At 64.2% G+C, this 18286-nt stretch carries 18 protein-coding genes; 7 read left to right on the forward strand and 11 right to left on the reverse strand.

Annotated features, from left to right (window positions below; translation table 11 throughout):
* Positions 1 to 88 precede the first annotated feature (88 nt).
* Together GCU68_RS01200 and GCU68_RS01205 are read left to right on the forward strand one after the other, a co-directional pair.
* Complete coding sequence (locus tag GCU68_RS01200) at positions 89 to 853, forward strand: SIR2 family NAD-dependent protein deacylase (RefSeq protein WP_152938653.1); 765 nt, start codon at positions 89 to 91, stop codon at positions 851 to 853.
* 270 nt (positions 854 to 1123) lie between these two features.
* The gene (locus GCU68_RS01205; protein ID WP_394352474.1) at positions 1124 to 2008 is read left to right on the forward strand and encodes a ZIP family metal transporter; all 885 of its coding nucleotides are present in this window, start codon (positions 1124 to 1126) and stop codon (positions 2006 to 2008) included.
* Positions 2009 to 2075: 67 nt separating this feature from the next.
* On the opposite strand, the gene GCU68_RS01210 is transcribed toward GCU68_RS01205, so the two are convergent.
* The 3 genes from GCU68_RS01210 to GCU68_RS01220 all read right to left on the reverse strand — a co-directional run bounded on the left by GCU68_RS01210 (position 2076) and on the right by GCU68_RS01220 (position 4439).
* Positions 2076 to 2783, reverse strand: coding sequence for a phosphoglycerol geranylgeranyltransferase (locus GCU68_RS01210; protein ID WP_152938655.1), 708 nt, complete (start codon positions 2781 to 2783; stop codon positions 2076 to 2078).
* Positions 2784 to 2903: 120 nt separating this feature from the next.
* Positions 2904 to 3833, reverse strand: coding sequence for a branched-chain amino acid transaminase (locus GCU68_RS01215; RefSeq protein WP_152938656.1), 930 nt, complete (start codon positions 3831 to 3833; stop codon positions 2904 to 2906).
* A 78-nt stretch (positions 3834 to 3911) separates the two neighbouring features.
* Positions 3912 to 4439 carry a winged helix-turn-helix transcriptional regulator gene (locus GCU68_RS01220; RefSeq protein WP_152938657.1) on the reverse strand — a complete coding sequence of 176 codons (528 nt, stop codon included), beginning with the start codon at positions 4437 to 4439 and terminating at the stop codon, positions 3912 to 3914.
* Positions 4440 to 4668: 229 nt separating this feature from the next.
* Here GCU68_RS01220 and GCU68_RS01225 point away from each other — a divergent pair, with 229 nt between their 5' ends.
* On the forward strand, positions 4669 to 5049 hold the full coding sequence (locus GCU68_RS01225) for a DUF7471 family protein (protein WP_152938658.1): 381 nt from the start codon (positions 4669 to 4671) through the stop codon (positions 5047 to 5049).
* Between the two features lie 99 nt (positions 5050 to 5148).
* Here GCU68_RS01225 and ribB read toward each other — a convergent pair whose 3' ends face one another.
* The 8 genes from ribB to glpK form a co-directional block, all read right to left on the reverse strand.
* The gene (gene ribB, locus GCU68_RS01230; protein WP_152938659.1) at positions 5149 to 5859 is read right to left on the reverse strand and encodes a 3,4-dihydroxy-2-butanone-4-phosphate synthase; all 711 of its coding nucleotides are present in this window, start codon (positions 5857 to 5859) and stop codon (positions 5149 to 5151) included.
* Positions 5856 to 6563, reverse strand: coding sequence for a DUF120 domain-containing protein (locus GCU68_RS01235; RefSeq protein WP_152938660.1), 708 nt, complete (start codon positions 6561 to 6563; stop codon positions 5856 to 5858). Before GCU68_RS01235 ends, ribB begins: the two co-directional genes overlap by 4 nt.
* Positions 6564 to 6697: 134 nt before the next feature.
* Complete coding sequence (locus GCU68_RS01240; protein ID WP_152938661.1) at positions 6698 to 7477, reverse strand: DICT sensory domain-containing protein; 780 nt, start codon at positions 7475 to 7477, stop codon at positions 6698 to 6700.
* Between the two features lie 51 nt (positions 7478 to 7528).
* Positions 7529 to 8563 carry a 4-demethylwyosine synthase TYW1 gene (twy1, locus tag GCU68_RS01245; protein ID WP_152938662.1) on the reverse strand — a complete coding sequence of 345 codons (1035 nt, stop codon included), beginning with the start codon at positions 8561 to 8563 and terminating at the stop codon, positions 7529 to 7531.
* A gap of 51 nt (positions 8564 to 8614) precedes the next feature.
* Complete coding sequence (locus GCU68_RS01250; RefSeq protein ID WP_152938663.1) at positions 8615 to 8914, reverse strand: hypothetical protein; 300 nt, start codon at positions 8912 to 8914, stop codon at positions 8615 to 8617.
* A 57-nt stretch (positions 8915 to 8971) separates the two neighbouring features.
* Positions 8972 to 9655: an HAD-IIB family hydrolase gene (locus GCU68_RS01255; RefSeq protein ID WP_152938664.1), complete on the reverse strand. Its 684-nt coding sequence runs from the start codon at positions 9653 to 9655 to the stop codon at positions 8972 to 8974.
* A gap of 69 nt (positions 9656 to 9724) precedes the next feature.
* Positions 9725 to 10798, reverse strand: a complete 1074-nt coding sequence (locus tag GCU68_RS01260) for a hypothetical protein (RefSeq protein ID WP_152938665.1) — start codon at positions 10796 to 10798, stop codon at positions 9725 to 9727.
* A 3-nt stretch (positions 10799 to 10801) separates the two neighbouring features.
* Positions 10802 to 12337, reverse strand: coding sequence for a glycerol kinase GlpK (gene glpK / locus GCU68_RS01265; protein ID WP_152938666.1), 1536 nt, complete (start codon positions 12335 to 12337; stop codon positions 10802 to 10804).
* A 310-nt stretch (positions 12338 to 12647) separates the two neighbouring features.
* Between glpK and glpA the strand changes: the two genes are divergently transcribed.
* The 4 genes from glpA (at position 12648) to GCU68_RS01285 (ending at position 18270) form a co-directional block, all read left to right on the forward strand.
* A complete protein-coding gene (gene glpA / locus GCU68_RS01270) occupies positions 12648 to 14351 on the forward strand; it encodes an anaerobic glycerol-3-phosphate dehydrogenase subunit GlpA (RefSeq protein ID WP_152938667.1) in 1704 nt (567 codons plus the stop codon).
* A gap of 1 nt (position 14352) precedes the next feature.
* Positions 14353 to 15642, forward strand: coding sequence for a glycerol-3-phosphate dehydrogenase subunit GlpB (gene glpB / locus GCU68_RS01275; protein ID WP_152938668.1), 1290 nt, complete (start codon positions 14353 to 14355; stop codon positions 15640 to 15642).
* A gap of 76 nt (positions 15643 to 15718) precedes the next feature.
* Positions 15719 to 17110 (forward strand): anaerobic glycerol-3-phosphate dehydrogenase subunit C, encoded by a 1392-nt coding sequence (locus GCU68_RS01280; RefSeq protein ID WP_152938669.1) that lies wholly within the window; start codon positions 15719 to 15721, stop codon positions 17108 to 17110.
* Complete coding sequence (locus GCU68_RS01285; RefSeq protein ID WP_152938670.1) at positions 17110 to 18270, forward strand: Cdc6/Cdc18 family protein; 1161 nt, start codon at positions 17110 to 17112, stop codon at positions 18268 to 18270. The genes GCU68_RS01280 and GCU68_RS01285 overlap by 1 nt, the downstream gene beginning before the upstream one ends.
* The last annotated feature ends 16 nt before the right edge of the window (positions 18271 to 18286 follow it).

The following is an 18286-nucleotide window of genomic DNA, read 5'->3' on the forward strand; positions in this document are numbered from 1 at the left end:
TCGAGCCGGTCGCTGACGCCGCTCGGCTGTCCGGTCTGCGTTGGCTGGCACCAGTCCCGTTTTCACTCCACACCGATAATCGTCCGGTATGGACGACCTCGAGCGACTCGCCGCCGACATCCGGCGTGCAGACACTGTGGTTGCGTTCACCGGCGCGGGGATCTCCGCGCCCTCTGGCGTCCCAACCTTCCGCGGCGACGACGGCGTCTGGGAGCACTTCGACGAGGGTCAGTTTACGTACGGGCGCTTTCAGCGCGACCCCGAAGGGTTCTGGGCGGATCGCCTCGAACTGCAGCGGGCGATGTTCGGCGACGAGTTCGAACCCAACGCGGCCCACGAGGCGCTGGCCGGGATGGGCCATGACGGCACTCTCGATGCCATTTTGACCCAGAATACGGACGGCCTGCACGGCGACGCCGCCGACGCGACCGGGACGGATGGCACGACGCTGCTCGAACTCCACGGCAACGCTCGGCGCGTGCGCTGTACCGACTGCGGGCGGCGCACTGATGGCGATCCGGTCTTCGAACGCGCTGCCGACGGTGAGTTGCCACCGACCTGCGAGTGTGGCGGCGTCTACAAACCCGACGTCGTCCTCTTCGGCGAACAGCTCCCGGGCGCGGTCATCCAGCGCGCTCGAGAACTCGCTCGCGAGAGTGACGTCTTCCTCGCGATCGGGTCCTCGCTGGTGGTCGAACCCGCCGCGTCGCTGCCCCGACTCGCGGCGTCGCCGGAGGCGACCGTCGGGATCGTCAACCTCGAATCGACACCGGTCGACTCGACGGCCGACGTCGTCTGTCGTGAGGACGTGACGGCTGTGTTGCCGCGACTTCGAAGCCTGCTCGAGGAGTGATCTCGGCTCGCGAATCCGTATCGGTCCCAATCAGCCGTCCCGTATTCGGTTTTCCGCGTGGTGGAGTGGATTCGACTGTTCGGAACACACTGGCGTATCCGACACCGTACCGTTTTGCTACGACGATCAATCGGAATCGGAAACAGCTCCCAACCGATTTCGACCAGCTAAAATATGTTCCCACTGCGGGCCGTATTTTTCGGCTAGCCAAATAATTTCTTTGCTATTCTGAAAGACTTTTTACCCTGCGCACACAAGTCGTAGATGAACATGGAAAACTACGTACTGGTGTTCGTCGCGGGCCTCATCACCGCCATCGCGACGGGACTTGGGGCGATCCCGTTCTTCTTCGTCGACGACTTCAGTGACCGGTGGAACGTGGCGCTGTGGGGCATCGCGTCCGGGATCATGGTCGCGGTGTCAGTGTTCGGGCTCGTCGACGAAGGGCTGGCCTACGCCACGGACGGTTTTCCAACCCTGTTGGTCGGCGGCCTCCTCACGGGCGTCGCGCTGGTGATCGTCTCCGACAACGTACTCGACCGCGTCGACCTCCACGACGACCGTGAACACGACCGCGGTGCGACCGGGGACGAACTCCGCACTGACGGCGTCGGTCACGGCCACGACGAGCACGCGCTCGAGGCCGAGGCGTTCGCTCAGGGCGACCTGAAAACGCTCGTCCTCATCCTCGGCATCCTCACTGTTCACAGTTTCCCGGAGGGCGTGGCGGTCGGGGTTTCGTTCGCCGAACTCGGGCTGGAGGGCGGCGCTCCGATCCTCGGGTTCACGATCCCGCTGCTCGCGGTGTTTATGACGGTCGCCATCTCCATCCACAACATTCCGGAGGGAACCGCCATCGCGATCCCGATGCGGGCGATGGGCCTGTCCAAGTGGCGGATGGTGGGTGCGGCGATCTTCTCGAGCCTGCCCCAGCCCATCGGCGCGGTCATCGCATTCGCGTTCGTCTCGTGGGCCGAGGCGTTCCTCCCGTTCGGCTTCGGGTTCGCCGCCGGTGCGATGGTCTATTTGGTCGCGACGGAGTTCATCCCCGAGGCACTGGAGACCGGGACAGCGCTCCCAAACCGTGGCCATCACGAACTCCTCGCCGGCTTCGGCACGGGCGTTGCGGCGATGGTGCCCCTGATGTTCATCTAAAGGAAACGGCGAGCGTTCTACCCCAGACAGTCAGAACGAAGACTAAAATCGAGCCTGGAAACAGCGTTCAGACGTCGTTGGCCGCCTTAACCGTCTCTCGGACGGCGCCGACGCCCTCGTCGTGGGCGAGGTCGCCGACGACGATGACGTCCGCGTGCGTGGCCATCTTCGCAGCGGAGTCGTAGTCGTGGATGCCGCCGCCGTAGAACAGCGTCGACTCCTTGGTCGCCTCGCTTGCGGCCTGAACGATATTCTCGTCACCCAGCATGCCGGAGTACTCGAGGTAGACGATCTCTTGGCCGAACATCCGTTCTGCGACTTCCGCGTAGGCGGCGACGTCGTCCGCGTCGAGATCGCAGTCGGCCTCGGTGTACGTTGCGACGTCCGCTTCGGGGTTCATTACGATGTACGCTTCCGTCCACGTGCGATCCCAGTCCATGTCGCCATCGAGTCGAACCCACTCTTTGTGTGCGCCCGTGATCCAGAACGGCGAGCCGGCGTTGAACACCGTCGGAATGAGATAGCCCTCGAGCGCCCGGTTGTCGATGACGACTTCGGGGTTCGACGGCTCCTGGTAGAGCGGCACGTCGTGTTCGGCACAGGCGTCGACGACGGCCTCCATGTTCTCCTCGGTGATTCCCATGGTGCCGCCGACCTCGATCGCGTCGGTGCCAGTCGCACAGAGGTCTCCGTAGGTGACGCCCTCGGGAAGCTCCTTGTCGGGATCGATCTTGAGAATGTGGTTCCAGTCGTCCCAGGGGCAAGCGGTAGTCATACCGCTCCGTTTCCCGACAACCGGCAAAAACGCTACGAAACGGGCCCCCTTCGAAAAACCGGGCTCGAAAGGCGTGCTCTCGGCCGTCGAGCGGTGAGGGCGGTCGCCTCGAGCGTCAGCTTAGACGTACTCGAACCACTCGTCGTACGCGTCCGTTTTGCGCTCGACGATATCGAAGAACCGCGACTGGATGTCTTCGGTGATTGGACCGCGAGAGCCGTCGCCGATAACGACGTTGTCGATCTTCCGGATCGGCGTGACTTCGGCGGCCGAGCCGGTGAAGAACAGTTCATCGGCGGTGTTGAGTTCGCCACGCGAGATCGAGACGTTGTCGTGGACGGTGTAGCCGAGGTCTTCGGCGATCTCGATCACGCTGTCGCGGGTGATGCCGTCGAGGATCGACTCGGAGAGGCCGGGCGTGTAGATCTCGCCGTCGCGCACGAGGAAGACGTTCTCGCCGGGGCCTTCCGCGACGTTACCCTCCTTGTTCAGGACGAGCGCCTCGGCGTAACCGTTCCGGCGGGCTTCCTCGCCGGCGAGCATGCTGTTGACGTACAGTCCCGTCGTCTTCGCGTTCGTCGGCACCTGACTCGAGGCGTGTTTGCGCCACGAGGAAATCATCACGTCGATCCCTTCCTCGAGTGCCTCCTCGCCGAGATAGGCACCCCACGGCCAGACGGCGATAGCGGTGCGCGTCGGGCAGTCTGCCGGGCTGACGCCCAGCGAGTTGTAGCCGTAGAATGCGACCGGGCGGATATAACACGACGGCAATTCCTGGCGCTGAATGAGCGCTTTGGTCGCCTCGGTGAGCTCTTCTTTGGTGTAGTCGATGTCCATCTCGTAGGGCTTTGCGGACTGGAACAACCGTTCTAAGTGTTCCTCCCACCGGAAGATCGCGGGGCCCTCCTCGGTGTCGTAACAGCGTGCCCCCTCGAACACGCCGCTCCCGTAATGAAGGCCGTGTGTAAGCACGTGGACCTGCGCGTCGTCCCAATCGACGAACTCGCCGTCCATCCAGATCGTGTCGACATCCATCTCGTCAAATCCCATGCTCGACTGTGAGGAAACCCACCGTACTAAGTATTCGTGATTTGCGGGGCGAGACCGCAGAACGAAGCAGAAACCGTCTTACCGCGCGTCGTGGCCGCCCTCGAGGAGTCCGTCGACGAGTCGGGTGAACCGATCGACCAGCCGATCGGGCACCGTCGGCGTCACCTCAGAGAGCAGCGGTGCGGTCCGATCGGGATCGGCGAGCGAGAGCGTGACCCGATTGCGCTCGTCGTAGCGTTTGTCGACGATATCGCGCTCGACCAGGTGGTCGAGGTGGTACTCGAGTGTGCTCCGGGCGATCCCCAACTCGTCTGCGACCGCGGCGGGGCGGCTCGGCTCGTGCTCGATGAGGTAGACGACGATTTCTCGAGCCGTCTCACGGCGAAACAGTGCCAGTGCCCCACGTTCCCACTCACTGTACTGCGGTGGGTAGTAATGGGTCTGGCCGTACAGTTCCTCTCGGACGAGGTCGTCGGCATCGATCAATCGACGGATGTGATACTGTATCTGTCCCGGCGCGAACTCCGACGTTCGGACGAGTTCGTTGAAGTGGATGCCGGCGTTCGACTGCACGTGCGCCCTGATCTGTTGTCGAGTGTCGCTCATGGTAATCGATGTCGTCCCGCGTTCGTCCCCTGTCGGCGGGAACTGGCTGTTACGTGAGCCTAGCGATGCTGTCCTGATAACGACTTCCGATCGTTCCCGAGGAGTGAGAACGGGTCATATGACCCGCTTTCGTATCGGAAGTCCGACGACGGTTGTAGCTGTCCGGACCGATCCAGCCCTGCTGACCGAAGCACATAGGTGACTCACGCCCCGAGGTATAGCCGCGTAGATGGATCACACGACGCCTCTCGAGATCACGTGGCTGGATCCGCAACTGGCACCGGTACTCATCGGTGTCATCGTGCTCGCCGTCGCCGGGACGATGATCCTCTTCTGTAGCGGACTCGTCGCCTACCTGCAACGGCGATCGACCAGATATCTGTTGATCACGATCGTCCTCGGGTTGCTCGTCGCTCGGTCGATTGTCGGTCTCGGGACCGTCTTCGGGCTGGTTCCGATGACGGTACACCACCTCGTCGAGCACGGCACCGACGTGACGATCGCCGTGCTCATCCTGTATGCCGTCTATCGAAGCGGGCCGCTGTCGCGGGTGACTACCGAAAACGACGTCGATTCCGGCACCCTCCAGTCGGGTCCGGACGGCAACTGATACGGCTTGCCGTACCGATGTCCCGGCGTACCTGGAGGGTGGTTGTGGGTGCGCCGAAACGGACATCCATTGGTCCGTATGCGACAGTGTTTTTCGCGTTTATCCCAATCGCTCGAGGACGTCCCGACCCTCGAGATAGGAGAGACCGTGTCGATCAGCGTAACCGCGGGCGTCAGCGGGGCTGAGTGCCTCACCGGTTTCGTCGTCTAACATCTCACAGACGACGACGGCGGGTGAGAGGCCGGCAGCTTCAGCGAGTGCGACGCCGAGTTCGGTGTGGCCTTCCCGCTGTGCGAGGAGGTCGGGGGCGGCTTTCAGCAGGTGGACATGGCCGGGAACGCGAAACTCCTCGGCGAACGTCGTTTCGGTGAGGCTGGCAGCGGCGTTACCGAGTGCCTGAATCGTCATCGAGCGATCGACGTCCGTGATCCCGGTGTACGTCTCTCGGTGGTTGACCGTCAGCGAAAACGACGAACGCTCGTCGTAGCCGAGTTCGTGGTCACTCGTCGCGGGATGGTCGACCGCGTCGCTGTAGAAGGGCAACCCGAAGGTGTCGGCGACCTCGTGACCGAGCGCGACGCAGACCAGCCCGCCGGCATCGTTTCGCAGTCGAGCAACGGCATCGGGCGTGACGGCATCCGCGTGGTAGATCAGATCAGTCTCGCCTTCCCGATCGGCCGCATCGTGAACGAGAATCGGCTCACCCGCACGCAGCGCCTCGAGCGTCGTCTCGAACGCGTCCGTCGTCGACGGGGTGGTGTCGCCGTCCCCAGTCGCGTTCGAACGGGGGCCGGCGTGGTAGCCCGTCATCGGCGATCACCCACGTAGACGACGACGTGGTCGTCGTCCTCGAGACCGAGTGCCTCGCGGAGTTTATCGGGCGCGATGATCTCGAGTTGGTCCTCGTCGTGGTGCGTTCGTTCGGGCGCGATGATGTGGGCGCGCTCGTAGCGCTCGCCGTCAGTCGTCTCGATCGTCGCCGGATAACAGACTGCGGGACCGTACGTTCGATCGTCGTCCTCCCAGCCGTCGATCGGGACCGGCTCGAGCGAGCCGATCGCACTTCGGCGACGAACGCTGTCGTCGCGCAGGTCCACGTTCAGGGTGCCGGGAAACGGCTCGTAGTCGAGTCGGTCCTCGAACTGGCGTTTGTACCCCGGTAGCGAGATGTAGTGGCGGCCCTCGCCCATGCCGCTAGTGACGGTGCCGTCGAGTTCGATCTCCGAGTCCGTCTCGAAAATCCGACGGTAGTCCTCGTACTCGGCGTGCAGCGTCTGCTCGCCGGCGTCGGTGATCGCGACCCACTGGCCGTCGCTGACCGTATCGCGCTCGAGCAGCCCACCACTTTCGAGGCGCTGGAGTCGTCGCGAGGCAGTCTGGTTCGAGGCGTCGAGCCGATCGGCGAGATGAGAACAGGAGATCTTGACGTCGCCCTCGAGTCCACCCTCGAGTGCGAGCAGTTTGAGCACGGCGAGTTCGTCGTACCCAACGGCGGACTCAGCTGACACTGACATACCGGTTGCTTCGGGGCGATCAACTAAAAGCATACCGAATGTGGCATGCGTAACGGAAATGGAACAACACTCCGAAGCGGGTTCGGTGTATCACCTGGTTGGCGAGTCGGGGCAAAAAGCCATCGGTCGCGCGGTCAGTACTCGCGTGCGATGGTGTCGTCGATCGCGGCGACGCGGTCGGGATCGTCGGTCCAGAAGCCGTCCCAGACGCGTGGCTCGTCCTCGAGACAGACCAGCGCGGAGGCAGTTCCGTCGGCAGGGTCGTCGGGACGGTAGACGACGAACCAGGCGTTTCGGTACCGCGGCTCCGTGCCGCTGTGGACGGTGACGTCGAGATCGATCGGTGCGTCGTCGACGCCGTAGACGTGGACGTCGAGTTCGCTCGCCGCCAGTACCGTGTACACGTCGTGGGTACCGATCTCGTCGGTGAGTCGCGAAAGCTGCTGAAACGCACTCCGCAGCGTGCCACGCCCGTCGTTCCAGGCCAGCTGTTCGATGCGCCGGGAGACGAGGATCAACAGTAGCTTTTCGTTGTGAGCAAGCGGATACCCTCGCAGTCGAAGCTGCGTCTCGTCGAGGTTCGCGAGCACACTCGGGAACTCGATCTCGCCGAGCCCACGCGCCCCGGTCACGAACAGATCCGAGTTAATCGCGAGAATCGACTCGTAGAGGTCGGCCATCGGCGAGGTGGCGACGGGCACGCCGTCCTCGAGGAGCACCGCGACGTCGCCTTCGGTCGTCTCGAGGTCGGCAGCGAACTCGACGGCGTCGATGGTTGCCGTCTCGACGTCGATCGGGTGCGTCTCGAAGGTCTCGTCGAGCATCGCCTCGAGCGGGCCGGGCTGGTCGTCGCCGACGACGACGATCGTCGCTTCCGGAGGCCCGGTGTCCTCAATAAACGATCGCAAACTCATTGCGAAGGGTTGTAGCTGGGGCAAGTAAAAGAATCCGCTCGCTCGAGCGATTCAGTTCCCCGTTACGGGATCGCGCTCCCAGAACTCGCTGCCTTTCTTCAGCTTCGGCACCCAGGTATCTTTCTGCGTGGCGAGCAACGCGACTCGAGACTCCGGCACGCCGCGACACTCGGTGAACTCGGGCATGTACGACATGACGTCTTCGGCAAAGTCGACGACGTCTTGGTGGTCGGGCATCGCCGAGCGGTCGAGTCGGCCCTGCGAGTGGCCCACGTGCATGTACGCCTTCAGTTCGATGAAATCGGGGTCGGCCTGCTGGTAGAAGCCGGCGTACCAGTCGGGGTGGTGCATGTTCTCGCCGTCGACGAGCGTCGTCCGGAGGACGGTTCGCGTCTCGTCTTTGTCGGCGAGGACGGCCATCGTCTCGAGTAGCTTGTCCCAGGCGTCGTCTTCCATCGCGCCGACGACTTGGTCGAAGGTGTGGCGCTCGGGGGCGTCGACGCTGACGTACAGTTGCGTCGGATCGCACTCGGCGAGCACCTCGGGGCGGGTGCCGTTGGAGACGAGGAAGGTGGTGATATCGCGGTCGTGGAAGGCGTCGATGAGTTCGGGCAGATAGGGGTACAGCGTCGGTTCGCCGTCGAGGCTGATAGCGACATGACGCGGCTCCATGGCCTGATCGAACACTTCGCGTGGCACCTCATCGTTGCCGCCGAAACCCGAGAGCAGTTTCTTCTGGAGTTCGATCGAGGCGTCCACGACAGCCTCGGGGTCGTCCCACTGGACGTCGTCCATCTCGTAGGAGTGGCCCTGATGGTCGCGCCAGCAGAAGACGCAGCGTTCGTTACACCGAACGACCGGCGTCATCTGGATACAGCGGTGGGACTCGATTCCGTAGTAAATGTACTTGTAACACTTCCCTTCGCCGCGGATGGCGTTTGCCGTCCAGCCACACGTCTGGGCAGCCGTATGGTTTTCGCTGTGGTAGTCCGGACTCGAGACCTGCATCGCACCGCCGTCGCCGTCACCCTCGCTCCGTTCGGCGTCGGAACCGGAGTCGACGCCCGTCTCGGCGGAGTTGCTCATATTGCCCCCGCTTGGACGGGGGCGGACAAAAGCCGTGTGGTGTGGAACGGGTTACTCGCTGTTCGATTCGTGCGGCAGTTCGCCCGGCTGTGCCGGGTCGTCGTCCTCGGTCGTTACTTCGCGTTCGAAGCCGTACAACACCAGTCCAGTATTCGCCGTCAGGAGGACGCCGGTCATCGGAACGGTCGCGAACAGGTACAGGCCGACCCCGACCGCGAACGTCCCCGCCACGAGCGCGGCCCACAGCAGCGGCCGCGAAACGTCGACTCGCGTCGCATCCCAGTAGGTTCCACCGAAGAGTCCGACCGTCGCCACCAGCCCGAAGACGGCGACGAGCGTATCGACTACCATATCCGGTGGTTAGCCGGCCGAAGGAAAAGCGTTCCGCGTGTTACAACGAGTCCACGTTCATGCCGTCCCGCGAACCCGCTCGAGCACCGACAGCGTCCCGTCAGCGTGAACGTCCTCGAGTACCTCGTCAGCAGCTGCTTTGGCCAGCTCGTCGGCGTTCCCGACGGCGAAGCTCCGACCGACGGCGTCGAACGACGAGACGTCGTTGACCGAGTCGCCGACGGCGACGGCGGCCTCGAGGTCGATCGGAACGTGGTCGGCGATCGTCTCGAGGCCAGCGCCTTTGGTCGGAGTCGTGTCCTTGACGTGGTAGGCGTAGCCGGTGTCGATCACCTCGAGGCCGTGTTTGGCAGCGATCTCGCGCAGCGGGCCGATCGGTTGCTCTAAGTTGACCGCGATTTCGGTTTCTCGCCAGCGGTTGACAGTGTCTTCTGCGCCCCAGCCGAGGGTGTAGCCGGCGGCGCGGTACTCCTCGGTGACGGCCTGGGCGGCCTCGCGGTCGGCGGTGAAGAAGACATCGTCGCCAGTGTAGACGACGCCGCCGTTCTCGGCGACGACGAGTTCCGGAACCCCGATAAAATGACAGAGCGCGATCGGGTACGGAAATGCCTTCCCGGTCGCGATGACGACGGGGGCCTCCCAGTCGCGGATCGGATCGAACACGCGCGGGTCGATGCCCCACCCGTCGGGCCGGGTCAGCGTGCCGTCGATGTCGAGCACGAGCGGCGGATCGGCAGTCATAGCCGTCACTCGAGCGTTCCGTCACCTAAAGGAGTCGGTTCACGGAAAACAGCGGTGGCTCGGACCCGTTCAGAGCGCGAGGTAGCCCGCGTTGGGGAGGAGTCCGAGCAGATAGAGGATACCGAGGAGGAACATGAAGATCGCGATCGCCATCGCTGGCGGGTCGACGTGCGTGCCGGAGTGAGAGTAGAACATTCGCTGGGTTACTTCGGCGAACAGGCCGCTGATCGCACCGAACACGCCGGCGACGAGCAACGCGACCGGTTCGCTTCCGATGGCCGGCATCGCGATGATCGCGCCCACTGCGCCGAGCAGCGTGATGTGGTGGGTGACGGGGATCTTCTCGACGCCGAGGTTGAGAAACAGCAGGCTGATCGCGGAGATCGCATAGCCCAGGAAGATGCTTCCCGTCTCGAGCCAGATGTAGCCGCCGAGGACCCCACCGACGAGGCCGATAGTGGCGACGCCGGACCACTTGTACTGGTGGGGCAGCCACGGTTCGGTCGCCAGTCGGTTGGTCTCGGTGCCGCCGTCGGCCGCCACGCGTTTCTCTCCGCGCTCGAACGGCGACATGTCGAGAATCCCTGCACCCGCCACCGTGCCGATGAGCGGATAGCCGAACGCGACTCGGGCCAGGAAAGCCGTCGCGACGACCGACAGCGCGATGTTGTCAGTCGGGAAGCCGATCCCGTTCATCACCTGTGTGATGAGCATCCCGACGGCGCCGAAGACCGCACCGACCGCGAGGATATCGGGTTTGGTCCCGAACGCGTACAGGATGTTCTTTCCGAAGTGGTAGTCCCACCCCTCCGGTTCCATTTCAGGGTACTTCCGACCGGCATACGCCGTCGCGGCGACGCCGCCGGCGAAAGCGACGTGGGGGCCGGTCACCATCCCGAAGCCGATCACGCCGGTGATGTCCGCGGCGAGTCCGCCGGTTTCGATGGTTTCGAGCGTGCCGAGCTCCCGCTGGAGGATCGCAACGCCTTCACCGAGGAAGACGACGAACCCCGTAAAGATGAACGCGGGCAGCGCACCGAGCGCCGCGCCGAATGCGCCACCGGCGAGGGCGGCGATCAACAGGAGGAGAAACTGTTCGACCTCCAGCCCGATGACCGGGAGCTGCAGGAGTGCCTGAAACATCGGTTACTCCTCCGTCGCCCAGTTCAGTGACCGCTCGACGGCGTCGCTCCAGCGGTCGTATCGCTTGTCGGCCGTCTCTCTGCCCATCTGTGGTTCGAACTCGTTGTCGATCTGCCAGTTGTCGCGCAGGCTGTCGACGTCGTCCCAGTAGCCGACGGCGAGCCCGGCCGCGTAGGCCGATCCCAGTGCCGTCGTCTCGTCGACGACCGGCCGAACGATCTCCGAGTCGATGATGTCCGACTGGAGCTGACAGAGGAAGTTGTTCTTGACCGCGCCGCCGTCGACTTTCAGGCTCGTCATCTCGATGCCCGAGTCAGCCTCCATCGCTTCCGCGACGTCACGCGTCTGGTAGGCGATCGACTCGAGGGTCGCTCGAACGACGTGTTCTTTTCGGGTGCCGCGGGTCATCCCGACGATGGTGCCGCGTGCGCGCTGATCCCAGTGGGGCGCACCGAGGCCGGTGAAGGCCGGGACAACGTAGACGCCGTCGGTCGAATCGACGCTACGAGCGAGTTCGGCCGTCTGGGACGGATTATCGATCAACGACATGTCCTCGAGCCACTCGATCGCCGCGCCGGTGATGAAGATCGAGCCCTCGAGTGCGTACTGGACGTCCTCGCCCGAGCGCTGGAAGCCGATCGTCGTCAACAGCCCGTGGTCGCTCTCGACGGCCTCGTTACCCGTGTTCATGAGGAAGAACGAGCCCGTTCCGTAGGTGTTCTTGGCGTCGCCGGCGTCGAAACAGGTCTGGCCGAACAGGGCCGCCTGCTGGTCGCCGAGCGCGCCAGCAACGGGCACCTCGGCCTCGAGGAAGCCCTCGGGATCGGTCGTCCCGTAGGTCTGCTCGTCGCTCGAGGGCCGAACCTCGGGCAACATCGCCTTGGGAATCGAGAACTCCTCGAGGAGTTCGTCGTCCCACTCGAGTTCGTGGATGTTGTAGAGCATCGTCCGCGAGGCGTTCGTCACCTCGGTAATGTGGTTGCCCGTGAGGTTGTAGATCAGCCACGTGTCGATCGTTCCGAACAGCACGTCGCCTTTCTCCGCCCGATCGCGGATGTCGTCCGGCCGCGACCGCTCGAGTTTGATCGGGTCCGCGTTGTCGAGCAGCCACTCGGCTTTCGTCGCCGAGAAGTAGGCGTCGGCCTCGAGGCCGGTTTTTTCGCGGATCGTACCGACCAGCTCGTCCTCCTCGAGTTGTTCGACGCGGTCGGTCGTGCGCCGGTCCTGCCAGACGATCGCGTTGTGGACTGGCCGACCCGAGTCAGCATCCCACAAAAGCGTCGTTTCGCGCTGGTTGGTCACGCCGATGGCCTCGAGTTGGTCGGGTGCGACCCCGGCTTGCCCGAGTGCCTGCGTGATGACGCGTTTGGTATTCTCCCAAATCTCCATCGGGTCGTGCTCGACCCAGCCGGGTTCGGGATAGATCTGTTCGTGCTTCTCGTATGCGTTCGCGACGACCTGTCCGCCGTGGTCAAACACAATAAAGCGCGTCCCGGTCGTCCCCTGGTCTACTGCACCGACGTAGGTTTGTTCTGTCACTGGTAGTCACCCATAGCGTACTGCTCACGCGATGTCTTTACCGGTGGTCGCGTGCTACTGGTAAACAAATTCGACGATCATTATAAATGTTCCTGAAAGTGTAATAGTATCAGAATATTCTCTCGGCAATATTGGCGAAACGCATCCAGAAGCAGCTGAAGAACCCGTCCGAAAAACGTGATCTCACCGGTAATAGTCGTCACTCTTGAATTATTTCATGCGTGGTATTTTCTACCACTATCTGTTGTTATGGCTGTTGGTCGAGCGTCGATAAAATAAAGAGCAGGGGGACCTAGGTACGAACCAAGGGATGACAACCCACACTGAAGTCCTCGTTCTCGGCGGGGGGTCGACCGGCTGTGGCATCGTCAGAGATCTGGCGATGCGCGGCCTCGACGTAACTCTCGTCGAACGGGGTAATCTGACGGAGGGGACGACGGGCCGCATGCACGGGCTCTTGCACAGCGGTGGCCGATACGCCGTCTCCGATCAGGCCAGCGCGATCGAGTGTATCGAGGAAAACGAAATCCTCCGGGAGATCGCGGGTCACTGCGTCGAAGAGACCGGCGGCCTGTTCGTCCAGCGACCCGAGGACTCGGACGATTACTTTCGGGAGAAACTCGAGGGCTGTCGTGAGTGCGACATTCCAGCGCGCGTCCTCTCGGGACGGGAAGCGCGCGAGGTCGAACCCTATCTCGCAGACGACGTTAAACGCGCGATCGAAGTGCCCGACGCGGCAGTCGATCCGTTCCGACTCTGCGTGGCGAACGCGATCGACGCCGAAACCCACGGCGCACGCATCGAGACCCACGCCGAGGTGGTCGACCTCCTGCGTGACGGCGACGGCATCCACGGCGTGAAAGTGCGCCACACGTCGGGGCCGGGCAAACGGACCCACGCGGTCGCCGGGACGACCGAGGAGATCACGGCCGACTACGTCGTCAACGCGACGGGCGCGTGGGCCGGCCAGATTGGAGACATGGCCGACCTCGAGATTGCGGTCCGCCCCTCGAAAGGCGTCATGACGATCATGAACGTCCGGCAGGTCGACACCGTCATCAACCGCTGTCGGCCGAAAGGCGACGCCGACATCATCGTCCCTCACGAGACGACGGCGATCCTCGGCACCACCGACGAGGAGGTCTCGGACCCGGACGACTACCCCGAGGAGCAGTGGGAGGTCGACCAGATGATCGACACCCTCTCGGAACTCGTCCCGATCCTCTCGGAGGCGCGGACGATTCGGTCCTTCTGGGGCGTTCGCCCGCTGTACGAGCCGCCGGGAACCGGCACCACGGATCCGACGGACATCACGCGGGATTTCTTCTTACTCGACCACGCCGATCGCGACGGCGTCTCCGGCATGTCCAGCATCGTCGGCGGCAAGCTGACGACGTATCGAGCGATGGCCGAAGAGATCGCCGACCACGTCTGTGACAAACTCGGCGTGCGCGCCTCCTGTGCCACCGCCGACGAACCGCTCCCCGGCAGCGAAAGCATCGAAACCCTCGAGGCCGGCATGGACGACTTCGGCCTCCGTTCGCCGGTCGCCCGCCGGAGCAAACAGCGCCTCGGTAGTCGAGCGAGCGAGGTGCTCGACACTGACGCGGCGAATCCGGTCGTCTGCCAGTGCGAGGGCGTTACGCGCGCGGAGATTCAGGACGCGATCTCCCAGTCGGGGACGGACCTGAACGCGGTTCGCATCCGCACCCGCGCCTCGATGGGAAACTGTCAGGGCGGCTTCTGCTGTCAGAATATGTCGAACGAACTCCACCCCGAGTACGACGAGGAGACCGTTCGGGCGGCGCTCGACGAACTGTTTCAGGAACGCTGGAAGGGCGAACGCCACGCGCTGTGGGGCGAACAGCTCTCCCAAGCGATGCTCAACTACGCCCTGCACGCGACGACGATGAACCGTGACCGCGACCCCGCAAGCGAGTCGAGCGACCTCGAGTACGCGGCGTTCGACGGCGGCCAGCGGGCGGCCGAACCGCGCGCCGACGGGGGGAACTGAGATGGCCATTGAAGACGACGTCCTCGTGATCGGCGGCGGACTCGCCGGCGCGACGGCCGCACTCGCCGCAGCGGAGCAAGACGTGCAGGTACGGCTAATAACTCACAAACAGAGCACGCTGCGCCACGCCAGCGGGCTGATCGACGTGCTCGGCTACACCCCCGAAGGTGACGGTCCGCTCGTCGACCCCTTCGACGCTCTCTCCGACCTCCCCGACGGACATCCCTACGAGCGCGTCGGAGCCGAGGCCGTCCGCGAGGCGCTCTCGTTCTTTGACGACGTCGCCGGCGAAGCGTATGCTGGCGCACACACGGACGCAAATGCCCTGGTCCCGACCCACGGCGGCACGGTTAAACCGACCGCCCGTTACCCAGCCTCGACGGCCGCCGGGCTGGCGAGCGACGACCGGGACGCGCTGCTGGTCGGCTTCGAGACCCTTCCGGATTTCGAGGCCCCGTTAGCTGGAGCACACCTCGAGGCTGCCGGCGTGCCGTTTTCGGCTCGCGGCGTCACGCTGTCGTTCCCCGGTATCGTCCGCGACGACGCGAAGGTGACGCGGTACGCCCACCTGCTCGACCAGAACGAATCCGTCTCGACGAGTGCAGGGGAAACCTGCGCGCGCGAGGCGCTCGCCGCGGCCGTCGAGGCCCACATAGAGGGCGAGTCTCGAGTCGGCTTCCCCGCGATCTTGGGCGACGAGCACGCCGCCGAGGTGCGAGCCGACCTCGCGGACGCCCTCGGCGTCGACGTCTTCGAGGTCCCGATGGGGCCACCCAGCCTGCCGGGACTGCGACTCGAGGACCTGCTCTACGATGCACTCGAGGCCGCGGGCGTGCGGGTGACCTCGGGCGTGCCGGTGGTCGAGTACGAGACGGGTGCGGACGGCGACCGAATCGATCACGTCGTCGTCGACCGCACCGGCTCGAAACTCCCCCACCGCGCCGACCAGTACGTCCTCGCGACGGGCGGGCTCGTCGGCAAAGGTGTCCGATCGGAGCGCGACCGCGTGTACGAACCACTCTTCGACTGTCACGTTCCCCACGCCGCCGACCGCTACGACTGGTTCGTCGACGACGTCTTCGGCGACCAGCCCTACGCGCGCTTCGGCTTGCGCGTCGACCGCGAGTTGCGGCCGCTGACCGTCGCCGACGACCCGGAGTTTTCGAACCTGCGCGCGGCTGGCGCGGTTCTGAGCGGCTACGACTTCGCGGCGGAGAAATCCGGCGGCGGCGTCTCGCTCGCGACAGGCTACGTCGCCGGGACGCGCGCCGGCGAGGAGGGCGGCGAATGACTGATTTGAGACACAGTGTGCGAGCGATCGACTCGAGTGATCGATCCGGAAGCCAGCAGCCGATGCAGGTGAGTTCATGAGCGACGCAGAACACCCTACCGACGACGGCGTATCGAGCGACGACGAGTTCGAACCGATTCAGGTCTTTCCCGAGGCCGAGGAGATGGATCTCCGGCCAGGGGCCGACAACTGTTATAAGTGTTCGACCTGCGACACGAACTGTCCCGTCGCCGAGGTCGACGACGAGTTCCCCGGGCCGAAGTTCCAAGGCCCGGAGCAGTGGCGACTCAAACGACAGGACGACCACGACATCGACGACTCCGTGATGAAGTGTTCGAACTGTATGCGCTGTGATAGCGCCTGCCCCTCCGAGGTGCCGCTCTCGCAGATGCACAACACGGCTCGAGGCGAGTACGTCGACGAGCACATGAACAAACTCTCTCGAGAGTACATCCGTAACCGACTCCTCGCGAACTACCGGCGACTCGCGCCACTGGCCGCGACCTTCCCCCGCACGGCGAACTTCGTGATGGGGCTGTCGGTCACCCAGTGGCTCGGCGAGAAGACGCTGGGCATCACGAGCGAGCGGGAGTTCCCCGAGTTCGCGACCGAGACGTTCCGGGAGTGGTGGACGGTGCGAGGTGGCAACGCCACCTCGAAACAGCGAGCGCAGGAAGCGCGAGCAGAGCGCGGCGCAAAGGTCGAAAACTCCGACAAGCGCATCGCGTACTTCCACGGCTGTTACTCGAACTACAACACCCCCGAGGTCGCGAAGGCGCTCGTCCGCGTCTACGAACACTTCGGCTACGAGGTCATGGTCCCCGATCAGGCCTGTTCGGGCACGCCGATGTTCGCCAACGGCATGCTCGAGGACGCTCGCCGGGCCGCCGAGACGAACGTCAGTGAACTCGCCGATGCACTCGAAGCGGGGGCCGACATCATCGCCTCCTGTAGCTCCTGTTCGATGTCGATTCGCCAGGAGTACCCCGAACTGTTCGACTTCGAGGGGACCGACGACGTCGCCGCGAACACCTGGGACGCCGTCGAATACCTCCGCGTCCACGAGGACCTCGAGGGCGAACTCGAGGGGACTTCCCTCGAGGACGAGTCCTTCGCCTATCACGCACCGTGTCATTCACGTAACCAGGGCCTCGATGGACAAACGATCGAAGTGCTAGGGGCAATCGATGGGATCGACGCACACGACGTCGGCGACTCCTGTTCTGGAATCTCCGGGACGTACGGCTGGAAGGAAGAGAACTACGAGACGTCGATGAAAATCGGCGAGGAGATGTTCGAGCACATGGACGACGCGCCCGCAGAGACCGGCCTGACGGAGTGTCCGACCTGCTCGATGCAGATGGAACACGGCACCGGCTACGAGATCAAACACACCCTCGAGATCCTCGCAGCGGCGCTCGTGGGAACCGATCTCGGAACCGACCGCGACGGCCAGCAGGCGAGGTAATGAATTTAGAAGAGCGCATCGCCCGGCGACGGTCAGCACGAAAGGACCGGGAGATTATCGTCGACCGTGACGACCTCAGTCCGGTCGTGCACCGCTCGGAGCCGGTGGGACGGGGACCCGTCTTAGAGCAGTTGCTCGATGCCCTCGAGCCGGTGTTCGACGGCGAGTTGCCGCCGCCGGTAGCTGTGATCGGTCCCACGGGATCGGGCACGTCGGCGATCATCACGGCGCTGTTCGACGCGTTGAACGACCGACTGAGCGAGTCGACCCGGACGATCGGCACGACGACGCGTGCCGGCAGTACCGGGCCGGTGACGTGGTTCGTTTACGTCGACGGGCGACGCGTCGAGAGCGCCTTCGCCTTCTACCGGGCCGTGTTGTCCGTCCTTTCGAGCGATCCCGTTCCCAAAAGCGGCGTCGGCACCGGCGAACTCCGCGACCGGCTCCAGACCCGACTGGCCCAGCCGAACCACCGTGCAGTGATCGCGCTCGACCACCACGACGAGCCCGAATCCCTCGCCTACGACCGGATCGACGACCTGCTCGAGCCGGTCGCCGACAGCGTTTCGACCGTCGCTGTTGGACAGCGCGAACCCGACGACTGGAACGACGAACGACCGAGCGTACCGGTTCCCGCCTATCGAAACCACGAACTCGTCGATGTTGTGACCGACCGCGCTTCGACCGGCCTCGCCGCGGGCGTGCTGGATCACGAGTCGATCCGTGACGTCGCAACGTGGGCAGACGGCAATGCACACGATGCGCTCGCCGCCCTGTTCGGTGCTGGCGTGCTCGCGACCGATGATGGCAGCGACCGGATCGAACCGCACCACCTCGAGATGGCACAGGAGCACGTCCCAGAAAACGGCGTTCACCTGGACCGCGTGCTGTCGCTCTCGAAGACGCGTCAGCAGGTACTCTCCGACCTCGTCGCCGTCGACTCGGCCGACAGACCCATCCGCGAGGTCGCCGCAGAGATCGCCAGCCGGTCGTCGCTGACTGCGGGGACGGTCAAACGCTTTCTCTACGAACTGGCCGATCGCGGCATCATCGAACGCGTCCCGCTGCCCGCAAACGGGAGCGGCCGTCGACCCAGCGCCGTCGTCCCGCGGTTTCCAACGATCGTGTTTCGGGCGCTGGGACCAGCCACGAACAATTGATGCAGGATCGAAATCG

Source organism: Natronorubrum aibiense (genome assembly GCF_009392895.1).
GTDB lineage: Archaea > Halobacteriota > Halobacteria > Halobacteriales > Natrialbaceae > Natronorubrum > Natronorubrum aibiense.